Annotated in this window: 19 protein-coding genes; 4 read left to right on the plus strand and 15 right to left on the minus strand. The window is 73.3% G+C overall.

All coding sequences use genetic code 11. The features are described from left to right. Positions 1–8 precede the first annotated feature (8 nt). The gene (pepN, locus tag D7193_RS16645; protein ID WP_120780459.1) at positions 9–2,558 is read left to right on the plus strand and encodes an aminopeptidase N; all 2,550 of its coding nucleotides are present in this window, start codon (positions 9–11) and stop codon (positions 2,556–2,558) included. Between the two features lie 131 nt (positions 2,559–2,689). Here pepN and D7193_RS16650 read toward each other — a convergent pair whose 3' ends face one another. The 14 genes from D7193_RS16650 to D7193_RS16715 are packed head-to-tail and all read right to left on the minus strand — an operon-like array spanning position 2,690 to position 15,660. Beyond that, entirely contained in the window at positions 2,690–3,100 is a 411-nt protein-coding gene (locus tag D7193_RS16650) for a DUF5130 family protein (RefSeq protein WP_120780460.1), read from the minus strand. After that, entirely contained in the window at positions 3,087–3,392 is a 306-nt protein-coding gene (gene ctaJ, locus D7193_RS16655) for an aa3-type cytochrome oxidase subunit CtaJ (protein ID WP_446686215.1), read from the minus strand. Before ctaJ ends, D7193_RS16650 begins: the two co-directional genes overlap by 14 nt. Before the next feature lie 57 nt (positions 3,393–3,449). Beyond that, complete coding sequence (locus D7193_RS16660; protein WP_120780462.1) at positions 3,450–4,913, minus strand: amidase; 1,464 nt, start codon at positions 4,911–4,913, stop codon at positions 3,450–3,452. Between the two features lie 49 nt (positions 4,914–4,962). Continuing rightward, positions 4,963–5,991: an amidohydrolase family protein gene (locus D7193_RS16665; protein WP_120780463.1), complete on the minus strand. Its 1,029-nt coding sequence runs from the start codon at positions 5,989–5,991 to the stop codon at positions 4,963–4,965. Next, positions 5,991–6,515, minus strand: a complete 525-nt coding sequence (locus tag D7193_RS16670; RefSeq protein WP_120780464.1) for a 3-hydroxyanthranilate 3,4-dioxygenase — start codon at positions 6,513–6,515, stop codon at positions 5,991–5,993. The genes D7193_RS16665 and D7193_RS16670 overlap by 1 nt, the downstream gene beginning before the upstream one ends. Continuing rightward, positions 6,512–6,940 carry a RidA family protein gene (locus D7193_RS16675; RefSeq protein ID WP_120781320.1) on the minus strand — a complete coding sequence of 143 codons (429 nt, stop codon included), beginning with the start codon at positions 6,938–6,940 and terminating at the stop codon, positions 6,512–6,514. The genes D7193_RS16670 and D7193_RS16675 overlap by 4 nt, the downstream gene beginning before the upstream one ends. A 41-nt stretch (positions 6,941–6,981) precedes the next feature. Then, positions 6,982–7,755, minus strand: a complete 774-nt coding sequence (locus D7193_RS16680; protein ID WP_120780465.1) for a 2-keto-4-pentenoate hydratase — start codon at positions 7,753–7,755, stop codon at positions 6,982–6,984. Then, the gene (dmpG, locus tag D7193_RS16685; protein ID WP_120780466.1) at positions 7,752–8,813 is read right to left on the minus strand and encodes a 4-hydroxy-2-oxovalerate aldolase; all 1,062 of its coding nucleotides are present in this window, start codon (positions 8,811–8,813) and stop codon (positions 7,752–7,754) included. Before dmpG ends, D7193_RS16680 begins: the two co-directional genes overlap by 4 nt. After that, a complete protein-coding gene (locus D7193_RS16690; RefSeq protein WP_120780467.1) occupies positions 8,810–9,742 on the minus strand; it encodes an acetaldehyde dehydrogenase (acetylating) in 933 nt (310 codons plus the stop codon). The genes dmpG and D7193_RS16690 overlap by 4 nt, the downstream gene beginning before the upstream one ends. Next, positions 9,739–10,533 (minus strand): 2-keto-4-pentenoate hydratase, encoded by a 795-nt coding sequence (locus D7193_RS16695; RefSeq protein WP_120781321.1) that lies wholly within the window; start codon positions 10,531–10,533, stop codon positions 9,739–9,741. Before D7193_RS16695 ends, D7193_RS16690 begins: the two co-directional genes overlap by 4 nt. Positions 10,534–10,591: 58 nt before the next feature. Then, the gene (locus D7193_RS16700; RefSeq protein WP_120781322.1) at positions 10,592–12,073 is read right to left on the minus strand and encodes a 2-hydroxymuconic semialdehyde dehydrogenase; all 1,482 of its coding nucleotides are present in this window, start codon (positions 12,071–12,073) and stop codon (positions 10,592–10,594) included. A gap of 23 nt (positions 12,074–12,096) precedes the next feature. Continuing rightward, positions 12,097–13,434, minus strand: a complete 1,338-nt coding sequence (locus tag D7193_RS16705; RefSeq protein ID WP_120780468.1) for an FAD-dependent oxidoreductase — start codon at positions 13,432–13,434, stop codon at positions 12,097–12,099. Next, positions 13,431–14,738: a kynureninase gene (gene kynU / locus D7193_RS16710; RefSeq protein WP_120780469.1), complete on the minus strand. Its 1,308-nt coding sequence runs from the start codon at positions 14,736–14,738 to the stop codon at positions 13,431–13,433. The genes D7193_RS16705 and kynU overlap by 4 nt, the downstream gene beginning before the upstream one ends. 19 nt (positions 14,739–14,757) lie before the next feature. Continuing rightward, positions 14,758–15,660 carry a tryptophan 2,3-dioxygenase gene (locus D7193_RS16715; RefSeq protein ID WP_120781323.1) on the minus strand — a complete coding sequence of 301 codons (903 nt, stop codon included), beginning with the start codon at positions 15,658–15,660 and terminating at the stop codon, positions 14,758–14,760. Positions 15,661–15,805: 145 nt separating this feature from the next. Between D7193_RS16715 and D7193_RS16720 the strand changes: the two genes are divergently transcribed. The 3 genes from D7193_RS16720 to D7193_RS16730 all read left to right on the plus strand — a co-directional run bounded on the left by D7193_RS16720 (position 15,806) and on the right by D7193_RS16730 (position 17,775). Further along, positions 15,806–16,285, plus strand: a complete 480-nt coding sequence (locus D7193_RS16720) for an Lrp/AsnC family transcriptional regulator (RefSeq protein WP_120780470.1) — start codon at positions 15,806–15,808, stop codon at positions 16,283–16,285. A 92-nt stretch (positions 16,286–16,377) separates the two neighbouring features. Then, entirely contained in the window at positions 16,378–16,917 is a 540-nt protein-coding gene (locus D7193_RS16725) for a hypothetical protein (RefSeq protein WP_241563148.1), read from the plus strand. An 84-nt stretch (positions 16,918–17,001) separates the two neighbouring features. Then, a complete protein-coding gene (locus tag D7193_RS16730; protein ID WP_377456125.1) occupies positions 17,002–17,775 on the plus strand; it encodes a class F sortase in 774 nt (257 codons plus the stop codon). 11 nt (positions 17,776–17,786) lie between these two features. On the opposite strand, the gene D7193_RS16735 is transcribed toward D7193_RS16730, so the two are convergent. Beyond that, a complete protein-coding gene (locus D7193_RS16735; RefSeq protein WP_120781325.1) occupies positions 17,787–18,320 on the minus strand; it encodes an HNH endonuclease in 534 nt (177 codons plus the stop codon). Positions 18,321–18,390: the final 70 nt, after the last annotated feature.

Raw genomic sequence — 18,390 nt, forward strand, 5'->3', positions numbered from 1 at the left:
TGCCGGGAGTGCGCAACCTGACGCAGGTCGAGGCGACCGAACGGGCCCGCCTGCTCGAGGTGACCGGGTACGACATCAGTCTGGACCTGTCGACCGCCGTGCAGGCGGCCGAGGGCCGCACGTTCCGGTCCACCACGGAGGTCCGGTTCCGCTGCGCCGAGCCGGGCGCGAGCACGTTCATCGAGGTGGCCGCCGAATCGGTACGGTCGGCCACGCTGAACGGCGCCCCCGTGGACCTCTCCGGCTGGTCGGCCGAGAAGGGCCTCACGCTCACCGACCTGCAGAGCGAGAACACGCTCCTCGTGGACGCCGACTTCGCGTACTCCAGCAGCGGCCAGGGCCTGCACCGGACGGTCGACCCGGTCGACGGCGAGACGTACCTCTACAGCCAGTTCGAGACCGCCGACGCCCAGCGGGTGTTCGCCTGCTTCGACCAGCCCGACCTCAAGAGCGTCTACACCTGGCACGCCACCGTCCCCGAGCACTGGCGGGTGGTGTCCAACATGCCGGTGGAGCGGGAGGAGCCGGCGAACGAGAGCCTGAAGACCGTCCACTTCGCCCAGTCGGTGCGGATGAGCACCTACATCACGGCGCTCTGCGCGGGGCCGTACCACGAGGTGCGCGCCGACCACGACGGCATCGACCTGGGCGTGTTCTGCCGGGCCTCGATGGCGCAGTACATGGACGCGGACGACCTGTTCCTCATCACGAAGCAGGGCTTCGACTTCTTCCACGAGCAGTTCGGCGTCCGCTACCCGCTGCCGAAGTACGACCAGCTCTGGGTACCGGACTTCAACGCCGGCGCGATGGAGAACTTCGGCTGCGTCACGCACGCCGAGTCGCACTACATCTTCCGCTCGCAGGTCACCGACTTCGAGTACGAGCAGCGGGCCAACACGATCCTGCACGAGCTGGCCCACATGTGGTTCGGCGACCTGGTCACCATGCGCTGGTGGAACGACCTGTGGCTCAACGAGTCGTTCGCCGAGTGGGCCAGCCACTGGTGCAACACCAACGCCACCCGCTTCCGCGAGGCGTGGACGACGTTCCTGTCCATCCGGAAGAACTGGGGCTACCGGCAGGACCAGCTCTCCTCCACCCACCCGGTCTACACGGAGATGCCGGACATGGAGGCCGTCGAGGTCAACTTCGACGGCATCACGTACGCCAAGGGCGCGAGCGTGCTCAAGCAGCTGGTGGCGTACGTCGGGGAGGAGCCCTTCCTGGCCGGTCTTCGCGCGTACTTCGACAAGCACGCGTGGGGCAACGCGACCTTCGACGACCTGCTGTCCGAGCTGGAGGCGGCCTCGGGCCGGGAGCTGCGCAAGTTCGCCGCGCAGTGGCTGGAGACGGCCCAGGTCAACACGCTGCGGCCGGAGGTGTCCGTCGGCGCCGACGGCACGTACCAGCAGGTGGTGGTCCGCCAGGAGGCACCGGCCGGTCACCCCACGCTGCGGACGCACCGCATCGGTGTGGGCCTCTACGACCTGACCGACGGGCGCCTGGTCCGCCGGGAGCGGCTGGAGGTGGACGTCACGGGCGAGCGCACCGAGCTGGGCGACCTCGCGGGCGTCCGCGCCGCCGACGTGCTGCTGCTCAACGACGACGACCTCACGTACGCGAAGCTTCGGCTCGACGAGGCCTCGATGGCCACGGTCGTGCAGCACATCGCGGGTTTCGACTCGTCGCTGGCGCGCGCGCTGTGCTGGACCGCGGCCTGGGACATGACCCGCGACGCCGAACTCGCCGCCCGCGACTACGTGGCGCTGGTGCTGGCCGGGCTTCCGGCCGAGACCGACATCAACCTGGTCACCGCGACCCTGCGGCAGGCCACCACGACCCTCACCCTCTACGCCGACCCGGCCTGGGCGCCGGTCGGCTGGGCCGAGCTGGCGCGGACCGCGAAGACCGCGCTCGCCGCCGCCGAGCCGGGCAGCGGGTTCCAGCTGGCCTGGGCCCGGGCGTACGCCTCGGCGGCCCGCGGCAGTGAGGACCTGGCCGTCCTGCGTGGCTGGCTGGACGGCACCGGCGTCCCGGCCGGCCTCGTCATCGACACCGAGCTGCGCTGGGGCGTGCTCGCGTCGCTGGTCGCCAACGGCGCGGCCGGGCCCGACGACGTCGAGGCGGAGCTGGCGCGGGACCGCACGGCCAGCGGCGAGCGGGAGGCGGCGTACGTGCACGCGCTCGTGCCGACGGCGGAGAACAAGGCGGCCGTGTGGGCCCAGCTGACCGGGCCCGAGGCCCTGCCGAACTGGCGTAACCGGGCGCTGCTCCAGGGCTTCACGCACCCGACCCAGGTCGAGCTGGTGACGCCGTACCGGGAGCGGTACTTCGCCGCGGTCGGCCAGGTCTGGGCCAGCCGGGACAGCGAGCCGGCGCAGGAGTTCGCGCAGCTCGCCTACCCGGCGTACCTGGTGGACGACGACACGGTCGCGGCCACCGACGCCTGGCTGGCCGGTGACGGCAACCCGGCGCCGCTGCGCCGGCTGGTGGCCGAGGGCCGCGACGGTGTGGTCCGGGCCCTGAAGGCCCGCGAGAGGGACGCGCGCAGCGCCTGACGCGACGATGGTGGGCGGCCCGGGGCCGGCGTGGGTGAGACCCGTGCCGACCCCGGGCCGTTACCGTGTGGCCGGCTACGACGAAGCCCGGCCCGTGTACGCGGGCCGGGCTTCGTCGTACGGGAAGGGGCTCAGCCCTTGCCGGCGTGGCTGGCGAGCTGGTCGAGGCCGTTGATGATCCCGCCGGCCAGGTCACCGCCGCCGAACGCAGCCACCATGGAGAGCGCGGCGAGCTTGGCGTACGTGTCCGGGATGCGCTTGCGCGCGTGCCGGCCGGTCACGATCTCCAGCTGCCGCTGGTTGGGCGAGACCGCGATGAGCACCGAGCGGTCCGGGTCGGCGAGCTGCCGGTGAAGTCGCTCGGCGTGCTCCCGGATCGGCTCGTCTAGACCGCCCACGAACACCGAGAAGACCAGCCCGGTGCCCTGGTCGGCCAGGCGGAGCGCCTCGTCGATGCGCAGCAGCTGGCGAGTCGAGAACGGGCCGTCCAGCACCTCCGGCGGGTTGCCCGTGCCGACCTGCGTCGTCTCACCAACGGTCACTTGCGCCTCCGGTTCCACCGGCCGGCGCCTCACGGCCGGCCTGCTCCTGCTTGCGGCTGGTCAGCGCCGGCGCCTGCGCGCCCGCTGCCAGGGCGGTGCCGGCCGAGTCGGCCAGCTGCTCCGGACGGGCCAGGAACCAGACCGGAGTGAAGTCGAAGGCCCGGCCCGGCCGGTAGCGCTTCGCGCCGCCACCGCCGCCGCCGCGGCTGACCGCGTACGCCAGACCGCCGATCACCAGTACGGCTGCCGCCGGGATGCCGACGAAGACCAGCAACGTGTCGGTAACAGACAATCCCAACGCCCCCAGGCGGAAGAAGGGACCTCGTGCATCAAGGTCGGGTGGACAGGGTCAGGGCGTCGACCGCCCGACTCCGCTGCCTTTCACGTTAGCGGAGTCGACGGCCCGCCAGATTGCGGGGTGGTGATCCCACCCGCCACTGGCGTTCTCCAGTTGCGCAGCGGTGGCGATCAGCCGCGCGTCGTCACCGTACCGGCCGGTGAGGAGCACCCCGACGGGCAGGCCCGCCCCGGTGACGCCGACGGGCAGCGAGACGGACGGTTCGCCCGTCACGTTGAAGATGGCGCAGTACGGCGAGAACCGGCGCTGCCGGTCGAAATCCGCCGCCGGGTCGCCGTCGGCGGTGAACCAGCCCACCGGGGCCTGCGGCGCGGCGAGGGTGGGACAGAGCAGCAGGTCGCAGCCGGCGGTGCGGCGTGCGCCGAGGCGTACCTGGGCCTGGAGTTCGCCCAGCGTGGCCGACAGCACCCCCGCGCTGATCTCCGCGCCCCGGGACCGCAGGAGGCGGGTCAACGGCAGGAGTTGGCTCTCCCGCTCGGGCGGCACGGGGGCGAGCGCCAGCACGTACCAGACGACCTCGAACAGCGGCCACGCGGCGGGCCCGAGCGGTGCGGGCACGTCGACCACCTCGTGGCCTGCGTCGGACAGCAGTTCGGCGGCCCGGTCCACGGCGGCCGCGCAGTCCGGGTGGACCGGCTCCTCGGCGAGCATGGGCGTCGTGAACCGGCCGATGCGCAGCCGGCCCGGGGCGGCCGCGCGGGCCGCGCCCAGGTAGCCGTCCGGCGGCGGCAGCGGCGGCAGGTAGGGCTCGCCCATCACCGGCTGGGCCAGCACGTCGAGCAGGGCGGCGACGTCGGTCACCGTGCGGCCCATCGGGCCGTGCGTGGGCAGCCCGAACGCGCCGAAGCCGACCGGGCCGCCGGAGACGAGGCCACGGCTCGGCTTGTAGCCGACCAGGCCGCACAGCGCCGCGGGTATGCGCAGCGAGCCGCCGCCGTCGGAGCCCTGTGCCACCGGCACGAGCCCGGCCGCCACGGCCGCCGCCGCGCCGCCGCTGGAACCACCCGCGGTGTACGCGAGGTCCCACGGGTTGCGCGCCGGTGGCGCCACCAGACCCTCCGAGTAGAGCGAGCAGCCCAGTTCGGAGGTGGTCGTCTTGCCGAGGCTGACCATCCCGGCCGCCCGCATGAACCGGACCACGTCGGCGTCGACGGGCGGCACGAAGTCGGCGAAGGCGGCGGAGCCGAAGGTCGTCCGCACCCCGGCGGTCAGGGTCAGGTCCTTGATCGCGGTCGGTATGCCGTGCAGTGGACCCCGGCCGTCCACGGGGGCCGCGTCGGCGGCGCGGGCCGCGTCCCGGGCCTGCTCGGGGGTGACGGTGACGAACGCGCCGACGGTGTCACCGAGCGCGTCCACCCGGTGCAGGTGGTGTTCGACGAGTTCCACGCTGGACAGCTCGCCGCGGGCGATCGCGGCGGCCTGCTCCAACGCGGTCAGGTCGTGCGGCTCGGCCATGCCCTCATCCTGCCCGCCCGCCGGCCGTCGGGTGCGCAGACACGGCCGGTCAGTCGGGCTGGGGACGGCCGAGGAAGCGCAGGGCGTTGCGGGACAGCAGCTTCTCGCGCTGGCCGGCGGTGAGGAAGTCCGCGGTGCGGACCACCTGGCCGGCGGGACGTTCCCCCAGCGGGTACGGGTAGTCGCTGCCGACCACCACCCGGTCCTCCCCCATCGTGTCGACCAGCAACCGCAGGGCGGCCGGGTCGAAGACGACCGAGTCGACGAGGAACCGGTCGACGTACGTGCCGGGCGGCGCGGTGGACGCGCCGCGGACCAGGTCGCCGCGGCGGTGCCAGGCGTTGTCGGCGCGGCCGAGCCAGAACGGGAAGCTGCCGCCACCGTGCGCGAAGCAGATCCGCAGCGTGTCGGGCACCCGGTCGAAGACCCCGCCGAGGATCATCGCGAGCACCGACAGGTGCGTCTCGGCCGGCATGCCGGTGAGCCAGCGCGCCATCCACCGGTCGAGGCGGGGGCCGCCGGGCATGTCCCACGGGTGGACGAAGACCGGGGCGCCCACCCGGGCGCAGTGGGTGAGGAACTCGACGACGCCGCCGTCGTCGAGGTCGCGGTCGCCCACGTGGTTGCCGATCTCCACGCCCACGTGCCCGGCGTCGAGACAGCGGTCCAGTTCGGCGCAGGCGGCGGCCGGGTCCTGCAAGGGGACCTGGCAGAACGGCACCAGCCGCTGCCCGCCGGCGGCGGTCACCTCGAGGGTCAGGTCGTTGAAAATCCGGGCGACCTTCACCGCCTGGTCGGCGGGCCGGTCGTAGCTGAAGAAGACCGGTGTGGGTGAGACGACCTGCACGTCGACGCCGTCGCCGTCCATGTCGGCCAGTCGGGTGGGCGCGTCCCAGCACTCGGCGCCGACCGGCCGGAACTCCGTACCGCCCACCATGATCATGGCGGCGCGCTCGGAGTCGACCCGCAGCCAGGGCCAGCCGGACCCGCCGCACGCGGCGGCCAGGTCCGGCCATCCCTTCGGTACGACGTGCGTGTGCACGTCCACGACCGGTGACGCCGGGGTGGTTGCCCCCATCAGCCCTTGCCCGGGTGCAGCGTGCCGCAGGCGGTGCAGGTACGCGCCTTCTCGTCGGCGTAGAACGCCTGGAAGACCGGGGGCAGGTCGGCGGCGATGTCGCGTACCTGCAACTCGACCTCGTGCACCTTGTGCCCGCACTGCGGGCAGTACCACTGGAACTTCTCCAGCGTGCCCTCCTCGCGGACCCGCTCGACCACCATGCCGATCGAGCCGGGCTCGGGACGCTGCGGCGAGTGTGGCGTGTTGCGGGGCAGCATCCACATCTGCCCCTCGCGCACGTGCACCGTACGCGGGCCCTCGGGGAGCATGAGGTTGATGTGCATGTTGCCCTTGACCTGGTAGAAGAACTCCTCGTACGGGTCGACGTGGAAGTCGGTGCGCTGGTTGGGCCCACCGACCACCATCACGATGAAGTCGTCGCCGCCCGGGAACATCTCCTTGTTGCCCACCGGGGGCTTGAGCAGGTGCTGGTTGTCCGCGATCCAGCCCGGGAAGCTGAACGGTTCGGCGATCTCGCTCACGACTGACCTCCGGAGGGGAGAAGGGCCACGGCCTGAATCTCGATGAGCAGGTGCGGGTGCGGCAACTGGTGCACGGCGACGGTGGTGCGGGTGGGCCCCGTCGCGTCGAAGAACTCCGCCCACACCTCGTTGTAGCCGCCGAAGTCATTCATGTTGACCAGGTACGACGTCACCTGGACCAGGTCGGACAGGTCCGCGCCGACCGAGCGCAGCAGGTCCCGGACGTTCTCGATGACCGCCCGCGTCTGCGCGCGGATGTCCAGGTCGGTGGTGCCGAACTCGTCGACCCGCACCCCGGCGAACGTGTTGTCGGGGCGGCGCGACGACGTACCGGAGACGAAGACGAAGCCACCGGCCACCTTGACGTGCGGGAAGGCGCCGCGCGGCACGGCCTTGCCGGCGACGACGCGTGCCCCGCCCAGCAGGTCGCCGGTCGGCGACGGCAGAGCCGGCTCGCCGTTCGCGGTCACGACGCCGCCCGCAGCGACGCGGTGCCCAGCTTCTCGACGACGGCCCGGACGTGCGCGCCCGGACGCAGCGGCACGGCGGCGGTCGCGGCGCCGGCCAGGAAGACCCAGCCCTCGCGCAGCCGCACCCCGTGCCGGCCGGCCAGCCGCACCCCCTCGTCGAGCGCGCGGCGCGGGTCCCCCAGGATGGCCGCCGTCGAGCCGACCTGGGCAACCCGCCCGTCGATCTCCAGCAGGACGCCCAGGTTCTCCAACCCGTCCGGCACCGGCGACCAGGGGCCGACGACGAAGGCCGCGGCCGAGGTGTTGTCGGCGATCACGTCGGGCAGCGAGAACCGGAAGTCGGCGTACCGGGAGTCGATCAGCTCGATGGCGGGGGCCACCGCGCGGACCGCGTCGGTGAAGGCGCCGACCGGCTCGCCGGGCTCCGGGAGGCGGTCCAGCAGGAACGCGACCTCCGGCTCCACCCGCGGGTGGATGTACGCGCCGACGTCGACCGTCCCCCCGTCGGGCACCCGCATGACGTCGGTGAGCCGTCCCCAGATCACCTCGTCCACGCCGACCTGGGCCATCTTCGCCCGGCTGGTGAGCCCCATCTTGAGCCCGACCAGCCGCTCGCCCCGGGCCAGCCGGCGTTGCAGCAGCGCGGTCTGCACGGCGTACGCGGCGTCCACGTCGAGGCCGGTCTCGGCGGCGAGCTGGCCGATCGCGGTCACGGTGTCGGCCGCCACGCCCAGCTTCTCGGCGATCCCTGCGACGTCCGGCCCGATCATGGCTTCTCCTTCGCGGCCAGGTCCAACGCCACGTCGACGATCATGTCCTCCTGGCCGCCGACCATCCGGCGCCGGCCCAGCTCGACCAGGATCGAGCGGACATCCACCCCGTACCTCGCGGAGGCACGCTCGGCGTGGCGCAGGAAGCTCGAGTACACGCCGGCGTAGCCCAGCGACAGCGTCTCCCGGTCGACCTGCACCGGCCGGTCCTGCAACGGCCGGACGAGGTCGTCCGCGGCGTCCATCAGCGCGAACACGTCGCAGCCGTGCTTCCATCCGTGCAGTTCGGCGACCGCCACGAACACCTCCAGCGGTGCGTTGCCGGCGCCGGCGCCCTGGCCGGCGAGCGAGGCGTCCACCCGGACCGTCCGGCCGTGCGGCGCCTCCCGGCCCGCGGGGCCCGCTCCGGCGATCCGCCCGTGCTCGACCGCCACCACGCTGTTCGCCACACCGAGCGAGAGGTTGTGGTGCGCGTGGATGCCGATCTGCGTCTCCGGCTCCAGCACCTGCCGGTACGCGTCGATCCGCTCGGCCACGTCGCTCATCAGCAGCCGGCCGCCGGAGTCGGTGACGTAGACACAGTGCGCGCCGTACGACTCCATGAGCTTGGCCTGCGCGGCCAGCCCGGCCGGGTCGTTCATGTGCGACATCATCAGAAACCCGGCGACGTCCATGCCGTTCTCGCGGGCCCACGAGATGTGCTGGGCGGAGATGTCCGCCTCGGTGCAGTGGGTGGCGATGCGGACGCTGGTCACGCCGAGCGCGCGGGCGGCCTTCAGGTCGGCGATGGTGCCGATGCCGGGCAGCAGCAGGGTGGTGAGCTTCGCGTTCGTGAGCACCTCGGCCGCCGCCGCGATCCACTCGGCGTCGCTGGCCGCGCCGTGGCCGTAGTTGACGCTGGAGCCGGCGAGCCCGTCGCCGTGCGCCACCTCGATCGCGGCCACGCCGGCCGAGTCGAGCGCCCCCGCGATGGTCCGCACCTGGTCGACCGTGTACCGGTGAGCGATGGCGTGCATGCCGTCGCGCAGCGTCACGTCCTGGATGTACAGGTCGGTCATGCGGGCACCCCCTCGCCGCGGAGCGCGACCAGCCGCTCGGCGGTCCGCAGCGCCGCCGAGGTCATGATGTCGAGGTTGCCGGCGTACGCGGGCAGGTAGTGCCCGGCGCCGGAGACCTCCAGGAAAACGGAGACCTGCAGCCCGGACAGGTGACGGCCCAGCGTCGGCACGTACGTGTCCACGCGGTCGAACTGCACGTCCTGCTTGAGCCGGTAGCCCGGCACGTACTCCTGCACGGAGGCGATCATCCCGGCCACCGACGCCGCGATCGCCGCGGTGTCGGCGTCCCCGTCCGGGCAGAGGCAGTAGACCGTGTCCCTCATGAGCAGCGGCGGGTCGGCCGGGTTGAGCACGATGATGGCCTTGCCCCGCTCGGCGCCGCCGACCACCTCGATGGCCCGGGCGGTGGTCTCGGTGAACTCGTCGATGTTGGCCCGGGTGCCCGGGCCCGCCGACTTCGAGGCGATCGAGGCGACGATCTCGCCGTACGCCACGGGGGTGACCCGGCGGATCGCGGCGACGATCGGCACGGTGGCCTGCCCGCCGCAGGTGACCATGTTGAGGTTCGGCTCGTGCAGGTGCTCGTCGAGGTTCACGGGCGGCACCACGTACGGGCCGATCGCGGCCGGCGTCAGGTCGATCACCGTGCGTCCGTGGGCACGCAGCACCGCGTCGTTGTGCCGGTGCGCCCCGGCCGACGTGGCGTCGAAGACCACCTCGACGTCGGCGAACTCCGGCATCGCCACGAGCCCGTCCACCCCGTCGGCCGTGGTGGCCACACCGAGCCGCCGGGCCCGGGCCAGGCCGTCGGAGGCCGGGTCGATGCCGGCCATGGCGACCATCCGCAGGCCGGCGCCGAGCCGGAGCACTTTGATCATGAGGTCGGTGCCGATGTTGCCGGAACCGATCACCGCCACCCCGACAGTCACTGGGCCTCCCTCGTGAAGCAGGTCCGTACCGAGCCGAGACCGGAGATCCGGGCCTCGTACGCCGCGCCGGGCGTGACCGGCACCATGGGGCCGAGCGCCCCGGAGAGCACCACGTCGCCGGCCCGCAGCGGGTCGCCCGAGCGGGCCATCGTGCGCGCCAGCCATTCGAGGGCGTGCAGCGGGTTGCCCAGGCAGGCCGCGCCGGCGCCCACCGACACCGGCTCCCCCGCGTGTTCCAGCACCATGCCGCACAGCCGCAGGTCCACGTCGGCGAGGCGGCGCGGCGAGGTGCCCAGCACGAACAGGCCGCTGGAGGCGTTGTCGGCCACCGTGTCCACGATGGAGATGTCCCAGTCGGCGATCCGGGAGTCGACGATCTCGATGGCCGGCAGCAGGTGGTCGACGGCGCGGATCAGGTCGGCCGTGGCGACCCGGTCGTCGGTCAGGTCGGCGCCGAGCACGAACGCGATCTCCGCCTCCACCCGGGGCTGGAGCAGCCGGTCGATCGACACCTCGACCCCGTCGCCGACCGCCATGGCGTCGGTCAGCATCCCGAAGTCCGGCTGGAAGACGCCGAGGCTCTCCTGCACGGCCCGCGAGGTCAGCCCGATCTTCGCGCCCACGCGGCGCTCGCCGCGCCCCTGCCAGGCCCGCGCCTGGAGCTGCTGCACGCGGTACGCCGACTCGACGTCCCCCTCCCGCAGCAGCCGACCGCGCAGCGGCGGGCAGGGTTTCCCCGTGCGGCGGGCCTCGGCCAGCTCCCGGTTCGCGGCTTCCAGGTCCACGTTCACGCTCTGCCCGCCACCCTGCTCGCTCCGTTCGCTCATGCCGGCTCCCCGCTGCGCGCGCTCATGAGAGGTCCACGCAGACGTTGGTGAGTTCGGAGTAGAAGTCCAGGGAGTGCACGCCGCCCTCCCGGCCGATCCCGGACGCCTTCACACCGCCGAACGGCGTCCGCAGGTCCCGCAGGAACCACGTGTTCACCCAGACGATGCCGGCGTCCAGCCGGGCGCCGGCCCGGTGCGCCACGCCCACGTCCCGGGTCCACACGGTCGCCGCGAGCCCGTACTCGGTGCCGTTGGCGAGGGCGTACGCCTCCTCCTCGTCGTCGAAGGGCGCGACGTGCACCACCGGGCCGAAGATCTCCTCGCGGTTGGTCCGGGCGTCCGGACCGAGCCCGGTGAGCACGGTCGGCTCCACGTACGCGCCGCCGTCGCGGGCGTCGCCGAACGCCGGTGTGCCACCACCGGCGAGCACCTGCGCGCCCTCGGCCCGGGCCAGGTCGTAGTGGCCGAGCACCTTGGCCCGGTGGCCGTGCGAGATGAGCGGCATGGTCGCGGTGGCCTCGTCGGTCGGCCAGCCGTACGCCAGCTCGCCGGCCCGCTTCGCGAGCCGGGCCGTGAACTCCTCGAACACCGGCCGCTGCACGTAGATGCGCTCGGTGCAGAGGCAGACCTGGCCGCCGTTGGTGAAGCTGGACCGCACCGAGCCGGCCACCGCGGCGTCCAGGTCGGCGTCCGCGAAGACCAGCCCCGCGTTCTTGCCGCCCAGTTCGAAGCTGACAGCCTTCACCCCGTCGGCGGCGGCGCGCATGATGGCGCTGCCGGTGGCCGACTCGCCGGTGAAGGTGATGGCGTCGACCCCGGGGTGCCGGGTGAGGAACTCCCCCGCCGAGCCCGGCCCGAAGCCGTGGACGAGGTTGAACACCCCGGCCGGCACGCCGGCGGCCTCCATCACCTCGGCGAGCAGCGTCGCCGAGGCGGGCGTCTCCTCGCTGGGCTTGACCACCACGGCGTTGCCGCAGGCCAGCGCCGGCGCGACCTTCCAGGTGAGCAGCAGCAGCGGGAGGTTCCACGGGACGATGACGGCCACCACGCCGACCGGCTTGCGGACGGCGTAGTTCAGGGCCCGCCCGCCCGTCGGCGTGACGGTGGTGAACGACTCGGTGGGCGCCGTGGCGACGATCTCGGCGAACGCCCGGAAGTTCGCGGCGCCGCGCGGGATGTCGAGCGTACGGGCCTGCGAGATGGACTTCCCGGTGTCGGCCACCTCGGCGGCCACCAGGTCGTCGAAGCGGCGCTCCAGCTCGTCGGCGATCCGGCGCAGCACCTCGGCGCGCTCCCGCTCCCCCGTCCGCCCCCACGGGCCGCGCATCGCCGCCCGGGCGGCCGCCACCGCGTCGTCCACACAGGACGCGTCGGCCTCGACGACCTCGAAGACCGGTTCGCCGGTCACCGGGCTGGCCTTGGTGAACCGCCGCCCGGCGGCCACGAACTCGCCGCCCACGAAATTGCGCAGCAGGTGGGGCCCGGCCGGGGCCCGACCGGCCATCAGCCGCGGATCCCAGGTGACCGTCATCGACGCCTCCCTCGGCTGAGCACCGCGCCGGCCACGCCGGCCAGCAGCGCCGCCGCGCCCGCGGCGACCGCACCGAGCACCTGGTGCTGCCGGCGGACCCGGTGGACCACCTCGGCGTACGGGGTGGTGGAGAACGAGACCATCTCGTACCGGGAAACGTACCGCCCGGGCAGCGCCCGCTCCAGAGCGTGTTCGACGCGGCGGCCGAGCTGGAACAGCGGCGAGGCGACCTTGTCGCGCATCTCCACGAAGTTGGCCAGCGCCATCCGGGCGATCGCCTCGACGTTGTCCTGCCGGCGCCGCTGGAACAGCGGCAGCGCCACCGCCCAGTCGTCGTCGCTCTCGTCCAGGCAGCGGTCCAGCTCGACCACGTCCTCGAACGCGCAGTTCGCGCCCTGGCCGTAGAACGGGACGATCGCGTGCGCCGCGTCGCCGAGCAGGCCGACCCGGCCGTCCACCTGCCACGGCGTGCAACGGACCGTGCCGAGCACCCCGACCGGATTGTGCTGGTAGTCGTCGACGAGGTTCGGCGCGAGCGGGATCAGGTCCGGGTAGTGCTCGGCGAAGTGCCGCTCGATCGCCGCCGGGCTGCCCAGCGACGCGAAGGCCGCGGTGCCGTGGGTGGGCCAGAAGAGCGTGCACGTGAAGGAGCGGTCCGGGTTGGGCAGGGCGATCATCATCGAGGTGCCGCGCGGCCAGATGTGCAGGGCGTCCGGCTCCAGCGCGAAATCGCCGCCCAGCGGCGGGATGGTCAGCTCCTTGTAGCCGTAGTCGAGGAAGTCCAGGCTCTCGGTGAGCAGCCCGTGGGCGAGCAGCTGCCCGCGTACCGCCGAGCCGGCGCCGTCGGTGCCGAGGACCACCGGCGCGGTTTCGGTGACCTTGCCCTGCGGGGTCTCGAACGTCATCTCGCCGGAGGCCGGGTCGAGACCGACCAGCCGGTGGTCGAAGGCGATGCGCACGCCGGGCAGCGCGGTGGCCGCGTCCAGCAGGGCGTTGTTCAGCGCGCCCCGGCTGATCGAGTTGATCGCCCGGTCGCCGGAGGCGCTGTACGACTGGAACTGCGGCTGCCCCGCGACCGGGTGGATCATCCGGCCGCGCATCGGCAGCGCGTCGCTCATCACCTGCGTGTCCAGGCCGATCCGGCGCAGCGCGTCGAGGCCGCGCTCGGAGAGGGCCAGGTTGATGGAGCGGCCCCGCTCGACCCGCCCGGTACGCGGATCGGGCCGCCGCTCGTAGAGCGCCACCCGGTAGCCGCGCCGGGCCAGGAAACAGGCGAGCAGGCAACCGGCGAGGCCCGCGCCCACCACCGCGATCTCGTCACGTTCGGTGCTCATGAGGTGGCCTCCACCGTCGCGGCCAGCGCGTCGGCCACCCGCCAGCAGTCGTGGTACGTGGAGTAGAGCGGCACCGGGGCGAACCGGACGATGTCCGGTTCCCGGGCGTCGGCCACCACCCCGTGCTCGTGACGCAGCCGCTTGGCCAGTTCGGCGGCGCTGCCGGCGCCGATCCGCAGCGAGAGCTGGCAGCCACGGCGGTGCGGGTCGCGCGGGGTGACCACGGCCAGCGGCCGGTCCGCGGTCACCTCGTCGAGAAGCCGCTCCAGGTACGCGGTCAGGCGCAGGCTGCGCTCGCGCAGCGCCGGCATGCCGACCGCGTCGAACAGCTCCAGCGAGGTGCGCACCGGGCCCATCGAGAAGATCGGCGGGTTGGAGATCTGCCAGGCGTCCACCGTGGCCGGTGGCCGGGACACCGGGGTCATCTCGAACCGGGTGGCCGCCTCGGTGCTCCACCACCCCTCGAAGCGCGGCAGCGACGGGTCGCCGAGGTGCCGCTCGTGCACGAAGGCCCCGGCCAGCGCGCCCGGCCCCGAGTTGAGGTACTTGTACGAACACCACGCGGCGAAGTCCACGCCCCACTCGTGGAGCTGGAGCGGCACGTTGCCGGCGGCGTGCGCGAGATCCCAGCCGACGACGGCGCCCGCCGCGCGGCCGGCTGCCGTGATGGCCGGGATGTCCAGCAGCTCGCCGGTGAGGTAGTTGACGCCGCCGAGCAGCACGAGCGCCACGCGGTCACCCTCGGCGGCGAGGTAGCCCGTCACGTCCTCGGTGCGCAGCGTGTCCTCGCCCGGGCGCGGCCGTAGCCGCACGACGGTCTCGTCGGGGTCGAGCCCGTGGAACCGGGCCTGGCTGCGCACGGCGTAGCTGTCGGAGGGGAACGCGCTGTCCTCGATGACGATGCGGGTACGCGGGCCGGCCGGGCGGTAGAAGCTGACCATCAGCAGGTGCAGGTTCACCGTGAGCGAGTTCATCACCACGGTCTCCGCCGGCAGGGCGCCGACCAGTCGCGCGGCCGGCGCGGTGAGCGGCTCGTGGTACGGCAGCCAGGGCCGTTCGGCCTCCAGGTGCCCCTCGACGCCGAGCCGGCTCCAGGCGTCCAGGTCGGCGAGGAGTTCGTCGCGGGTGGCCCGCGGTTGCAGGCCGAGCGAGTTGCCGGCCAGGTACGCGGCCTCGGGGTAGCGGCCGCCGTCGGCCGGCGGCACGTGGAACAGGTGGCGGTGCCCGGGGTCGTCGGCGTCGCGCCGGTGGGCCTCGTCCTCGGGGGCGGACAGGCGGGGTCGGGCGGGGTGCGGGGCGTTCATCGGGGTGTCTCGCTTCCGGTCACATGCTGGTGCGGGCCGACCACAGCTCCGGGAAGACCACCCGGGCCATGCTGCGCTGCAACCATGCCAAACCGGCGGAGCCGCCGCTGCCGACCTTCGCGCCCATGGTGCGCTGCACCGCCTTGACGTGCTCCCACCGCCAGTCGCCGAACTGCTCGGCCACCTCGGTGAGCGCGTCCCCGAGCATCCGGAGGTGGTTCTCGGGGCCGCTGTCGGCGTAGACCCGCACCCAGGCCGCCTCGATCCCGGGGTGCGCCTCGTGCTCCTCGGAGACGTCCCGCTCCAGGACCTCGGCGGGGATGTCGAAGCCCTGGCGGGCGAGCAGGGCGACCACGTCGTCCCAGAGACTCGGTGCGGCCAACGTGTCGCGCAGCTCCGCGTACACGTCGGTCTGCCGCCGGAACGGCCGGATCAACGCCGCGTCGCGGAGCCCGAGGAGGAATTCGAGCTGCCGGTACATGGCCGACTGGAACCCGGACGCCTCACCGAGCAGGTCGCGGAACCGGTTGAAGTCGGCCGGGGTCATCCAGCGCAGGCCCCGCCACGCCGCGTTGAGCGCCTCCAGGTGCAGGCCGGCCCGGCGCAACGGCGCCAACGCGTCCCACACCCGGTCGGCCCGGATCAGCCGTTGGGCCTGGAGCAGCTCGTAGCGGGTCAGCCCGAAGTAGAGCTCCATGATCTGGCTGACCATGAGGAAGGACATCTCGCCGGGATCGTCGCTGAGTGGCTGCTGCAGCTGGTGCAGCGTGCTCGCGTGCGTGTAGACGTCGTACGGCACGCGGTCGTCGAACTCCAGGGTGGGCTCGCCGCCGGTGCTTGCCGCCCTGGCCTCACGCTGCGTGGGCGTGACCGGGCGCACCGCCGCGGTCAGCGTGTGCCCCCGCAGCTCCGTCTGCTTCACCGTCGTCTCCTCCATGAGCCGGGTCCCGCCATGATGTCGCGCGCGGATCGCCCGACGGAATGCCCGATCAACGGGACTGAGCGGCGCCGGCCTGCCGGACCGAAGGCATGAGGGCCATTCCGGTTCAGGAAAGTAAGGTCGCCTCATGGACGACATGGACTGGGCGTTGCTGCGCGAGCTGCAGGCCGACGCCCGCCTCTCCTTCAGCGAGCTCTCCCGCCGGGTGCACCTGTCGCCGCCCGCCGTCGCGGAGCGCGTACGCCGGCTGGAGGAGTCGGGAGTGATCACCGGCTACCACGCCCATGTCGACCTGAGCCGGGCCGGGCGCAGTGTGGTCGCGCTGATCCGGATGTCCTGTTACGGGTCGCGGTGCATCCTCTACGACCCCGCGGTGCCCACCTGGCCGGAGATCCTGGAGATCCACCGGATCACCGGGGACGCGTGCAGCATGCTGAAGGTGGCGGCCGGGTCGATCGACGAGTTCGAGCGGGTGATCGACCGGCTCGCCCCGTACGGCCAGCCGTCCAGCACCATGGTGCTCTCCACCCCGCTGGACTGGCACCCCGTCACCCCGCTCCCCCGGCGCGCCGATCCCGACGCGGGCGCCGGCAGCCGCCGCCGCTGACCGGAGGGCCGCCGGGTTTGCCGGCAGCCGAGGGGGAAAACACCGCGGGTCGCCCCAGCAGGACCGGTACACCGGTGCCGGGAGGGAGGATCATGCGGGGTCTGCGACCGGACGGTGGCGTTTTTCCCGCCCCGTCGACCATCGTCAAGCTGCTCGGTGCGTTCGCGCTGTTCGCGGCGTTCGTCCTGATCGGCGCCGCGCCCGCCCGCGCGGGTGAGAACGTCTTCATCGAGGTGACGCCGAACAGCGTCCAGGCCGGCAGCCGGGTGCACCTCCGGGCCAGCTGCGAGAACAACAACAACCGTCAGGCGCAGGTCGACTCGGACGCGTTCGGCCGGGTGACCCTGCGGCCCGACAACGGCTTTCTGACCGGCTCGGCGACCGTGCCCGGAAACAAGGAACCCGGTGACTTCCCGGTCAACCTGCGCTGCCAGAACGGCAACACGGCGTCCACCACGCTGACCGTGCTGAACATGGCCCAGCCGAGCAAGGGCCCGGCGACCGGGGGCGGTGGCACCGCCGCCGGGCGGGGCACCGGCATGCTGCTGCTGGTCGGCGGGCTCGCCGCGGCGGGCGCCGCGGTGGCCATCGGGATGGCCGGCAGCCGCCGGCGGACCGGGGCCGGTTCCTGAAACGGGAGCAGCACCATGGCCCGCACATCCGCACGCCGGAGGCGCCCGGATCGGGGCCGGCTCCGTGCGGCCACCCGCTCCACGCTGCGCGCGTCCGGCCGGCTGGCGGCCCGGTCCACCCGCCGGCTGGGCCGCGTCGCCCGGCAGACGTTCCGGGCGAGCGTGGCGACCACCGACCCGACGGCCCCGCCGCTGCCCGCGCGGCCGGCGCGGCCCCGGGTACGCCGCCGGTTCGCCCCCGGCGCCGGCCCCGGGCTGCCGGTGCTCGCCATCGCCGGACTGATGGTGGCGATCATCGCGATGCTCGGCGTCGAGCGGGTCACGGGGATCAGCGTCCTGCCGGACCAGATCACCGCCGGGCTGCGGCCACCGCCGAAGAAGTTCCCGGTCCTGCCGGCCAGCGAGCCGGTCGAGCTGACCATCCGCACCATCGACCTGCGGGCCCCCGTGCACAGCGTGGGCATCGCGGCCGACGGCAGCATCGGCGTACCCGACGCCGGCCGGGCGCAGGAGGCCGGCTGGTACGACCAGGGGCCCACCCCCGGGCAGTACGGACCGGCGGTGATCGTGGGACACGTCGACACCACCACCGGACCGGCGGTCTTTCACGAGCTGAAGGACCTTCGCGCGGGCGATCGGGTGGAGGTCACCCGCGAGGACGGCACGGTGGCCGTCTTCGAGGTGAACCAGGTGCAGCGGTTCGACAAGTCGGAACTGCCGGCGGGCGAGGTGTTCGGCGACTTCAGCCGGCCCAACCTGCGCCTGATCACCTGCGGCGGACGCTGGGTCGGCGGGGAGACCGGCTACGCCGACAACGTGGTGGTCTTCGCCTCCCTGGTCAAGACGCACCGGACGTGACCGTCCGCGGGTCAGGCCGCCTCGGGCTCGCGCAGGTCGAGCCAGTCGGCCCAGCGCGGATCGGGCGCCCGGTGGCCGAGCACCCGCCACGCGGTGCCCTTCGGCGCCGCCGGCAGCGCGTGCAGCCGCCAGCCCAGCTCGGCCGGGGTCTTGTCACCCTTGGTGTGGTTGCACCGGGCGCAGGCGGCCACCACGTTCTCCCACGCGTGCCGGCCGCCCCGGCTGCGGGGGAACACGTGGTCGATGGTCTCGGCCGGGCCCCGGCAGTAGGCGCAGCGCCAGCCGTCCCGCGCGAAGATCGCCCGGCGGGACAGCCCCACGTGGGTGCGGTAGGGCACCCGGACGTACCGGGTGAGCCGGACGACGGAGGGCACCGGGAGCGCATCCCGGGCGCTGTGCAGGATTCCGTCGCCGTCGGCGACGCAGACCGCCTTGGCGGACAGGACGAGGATCGCGGCACGACGCACCGACACGACACACAGCGGCTCGTAGGTGGCGTTGAGGACCAGCGCACCGGAGCCCACCGTGGGTCGTATGTCAGGCATCGCGATCACCCTCCCGGTTCAGCGGCCACCTCCGCGCGCGCCGCCGACCGGACCGGGGCACAGGGCCACC

It is taken from the genome of Micromonospora costi, from assembly GCF_003626655.1.
Lineage (GTDB): Bacteria > Actinomycetota > Actinomycetes > Mycobacteriales > Micromonosporaceae > Micromonospora > Micromonospora costi.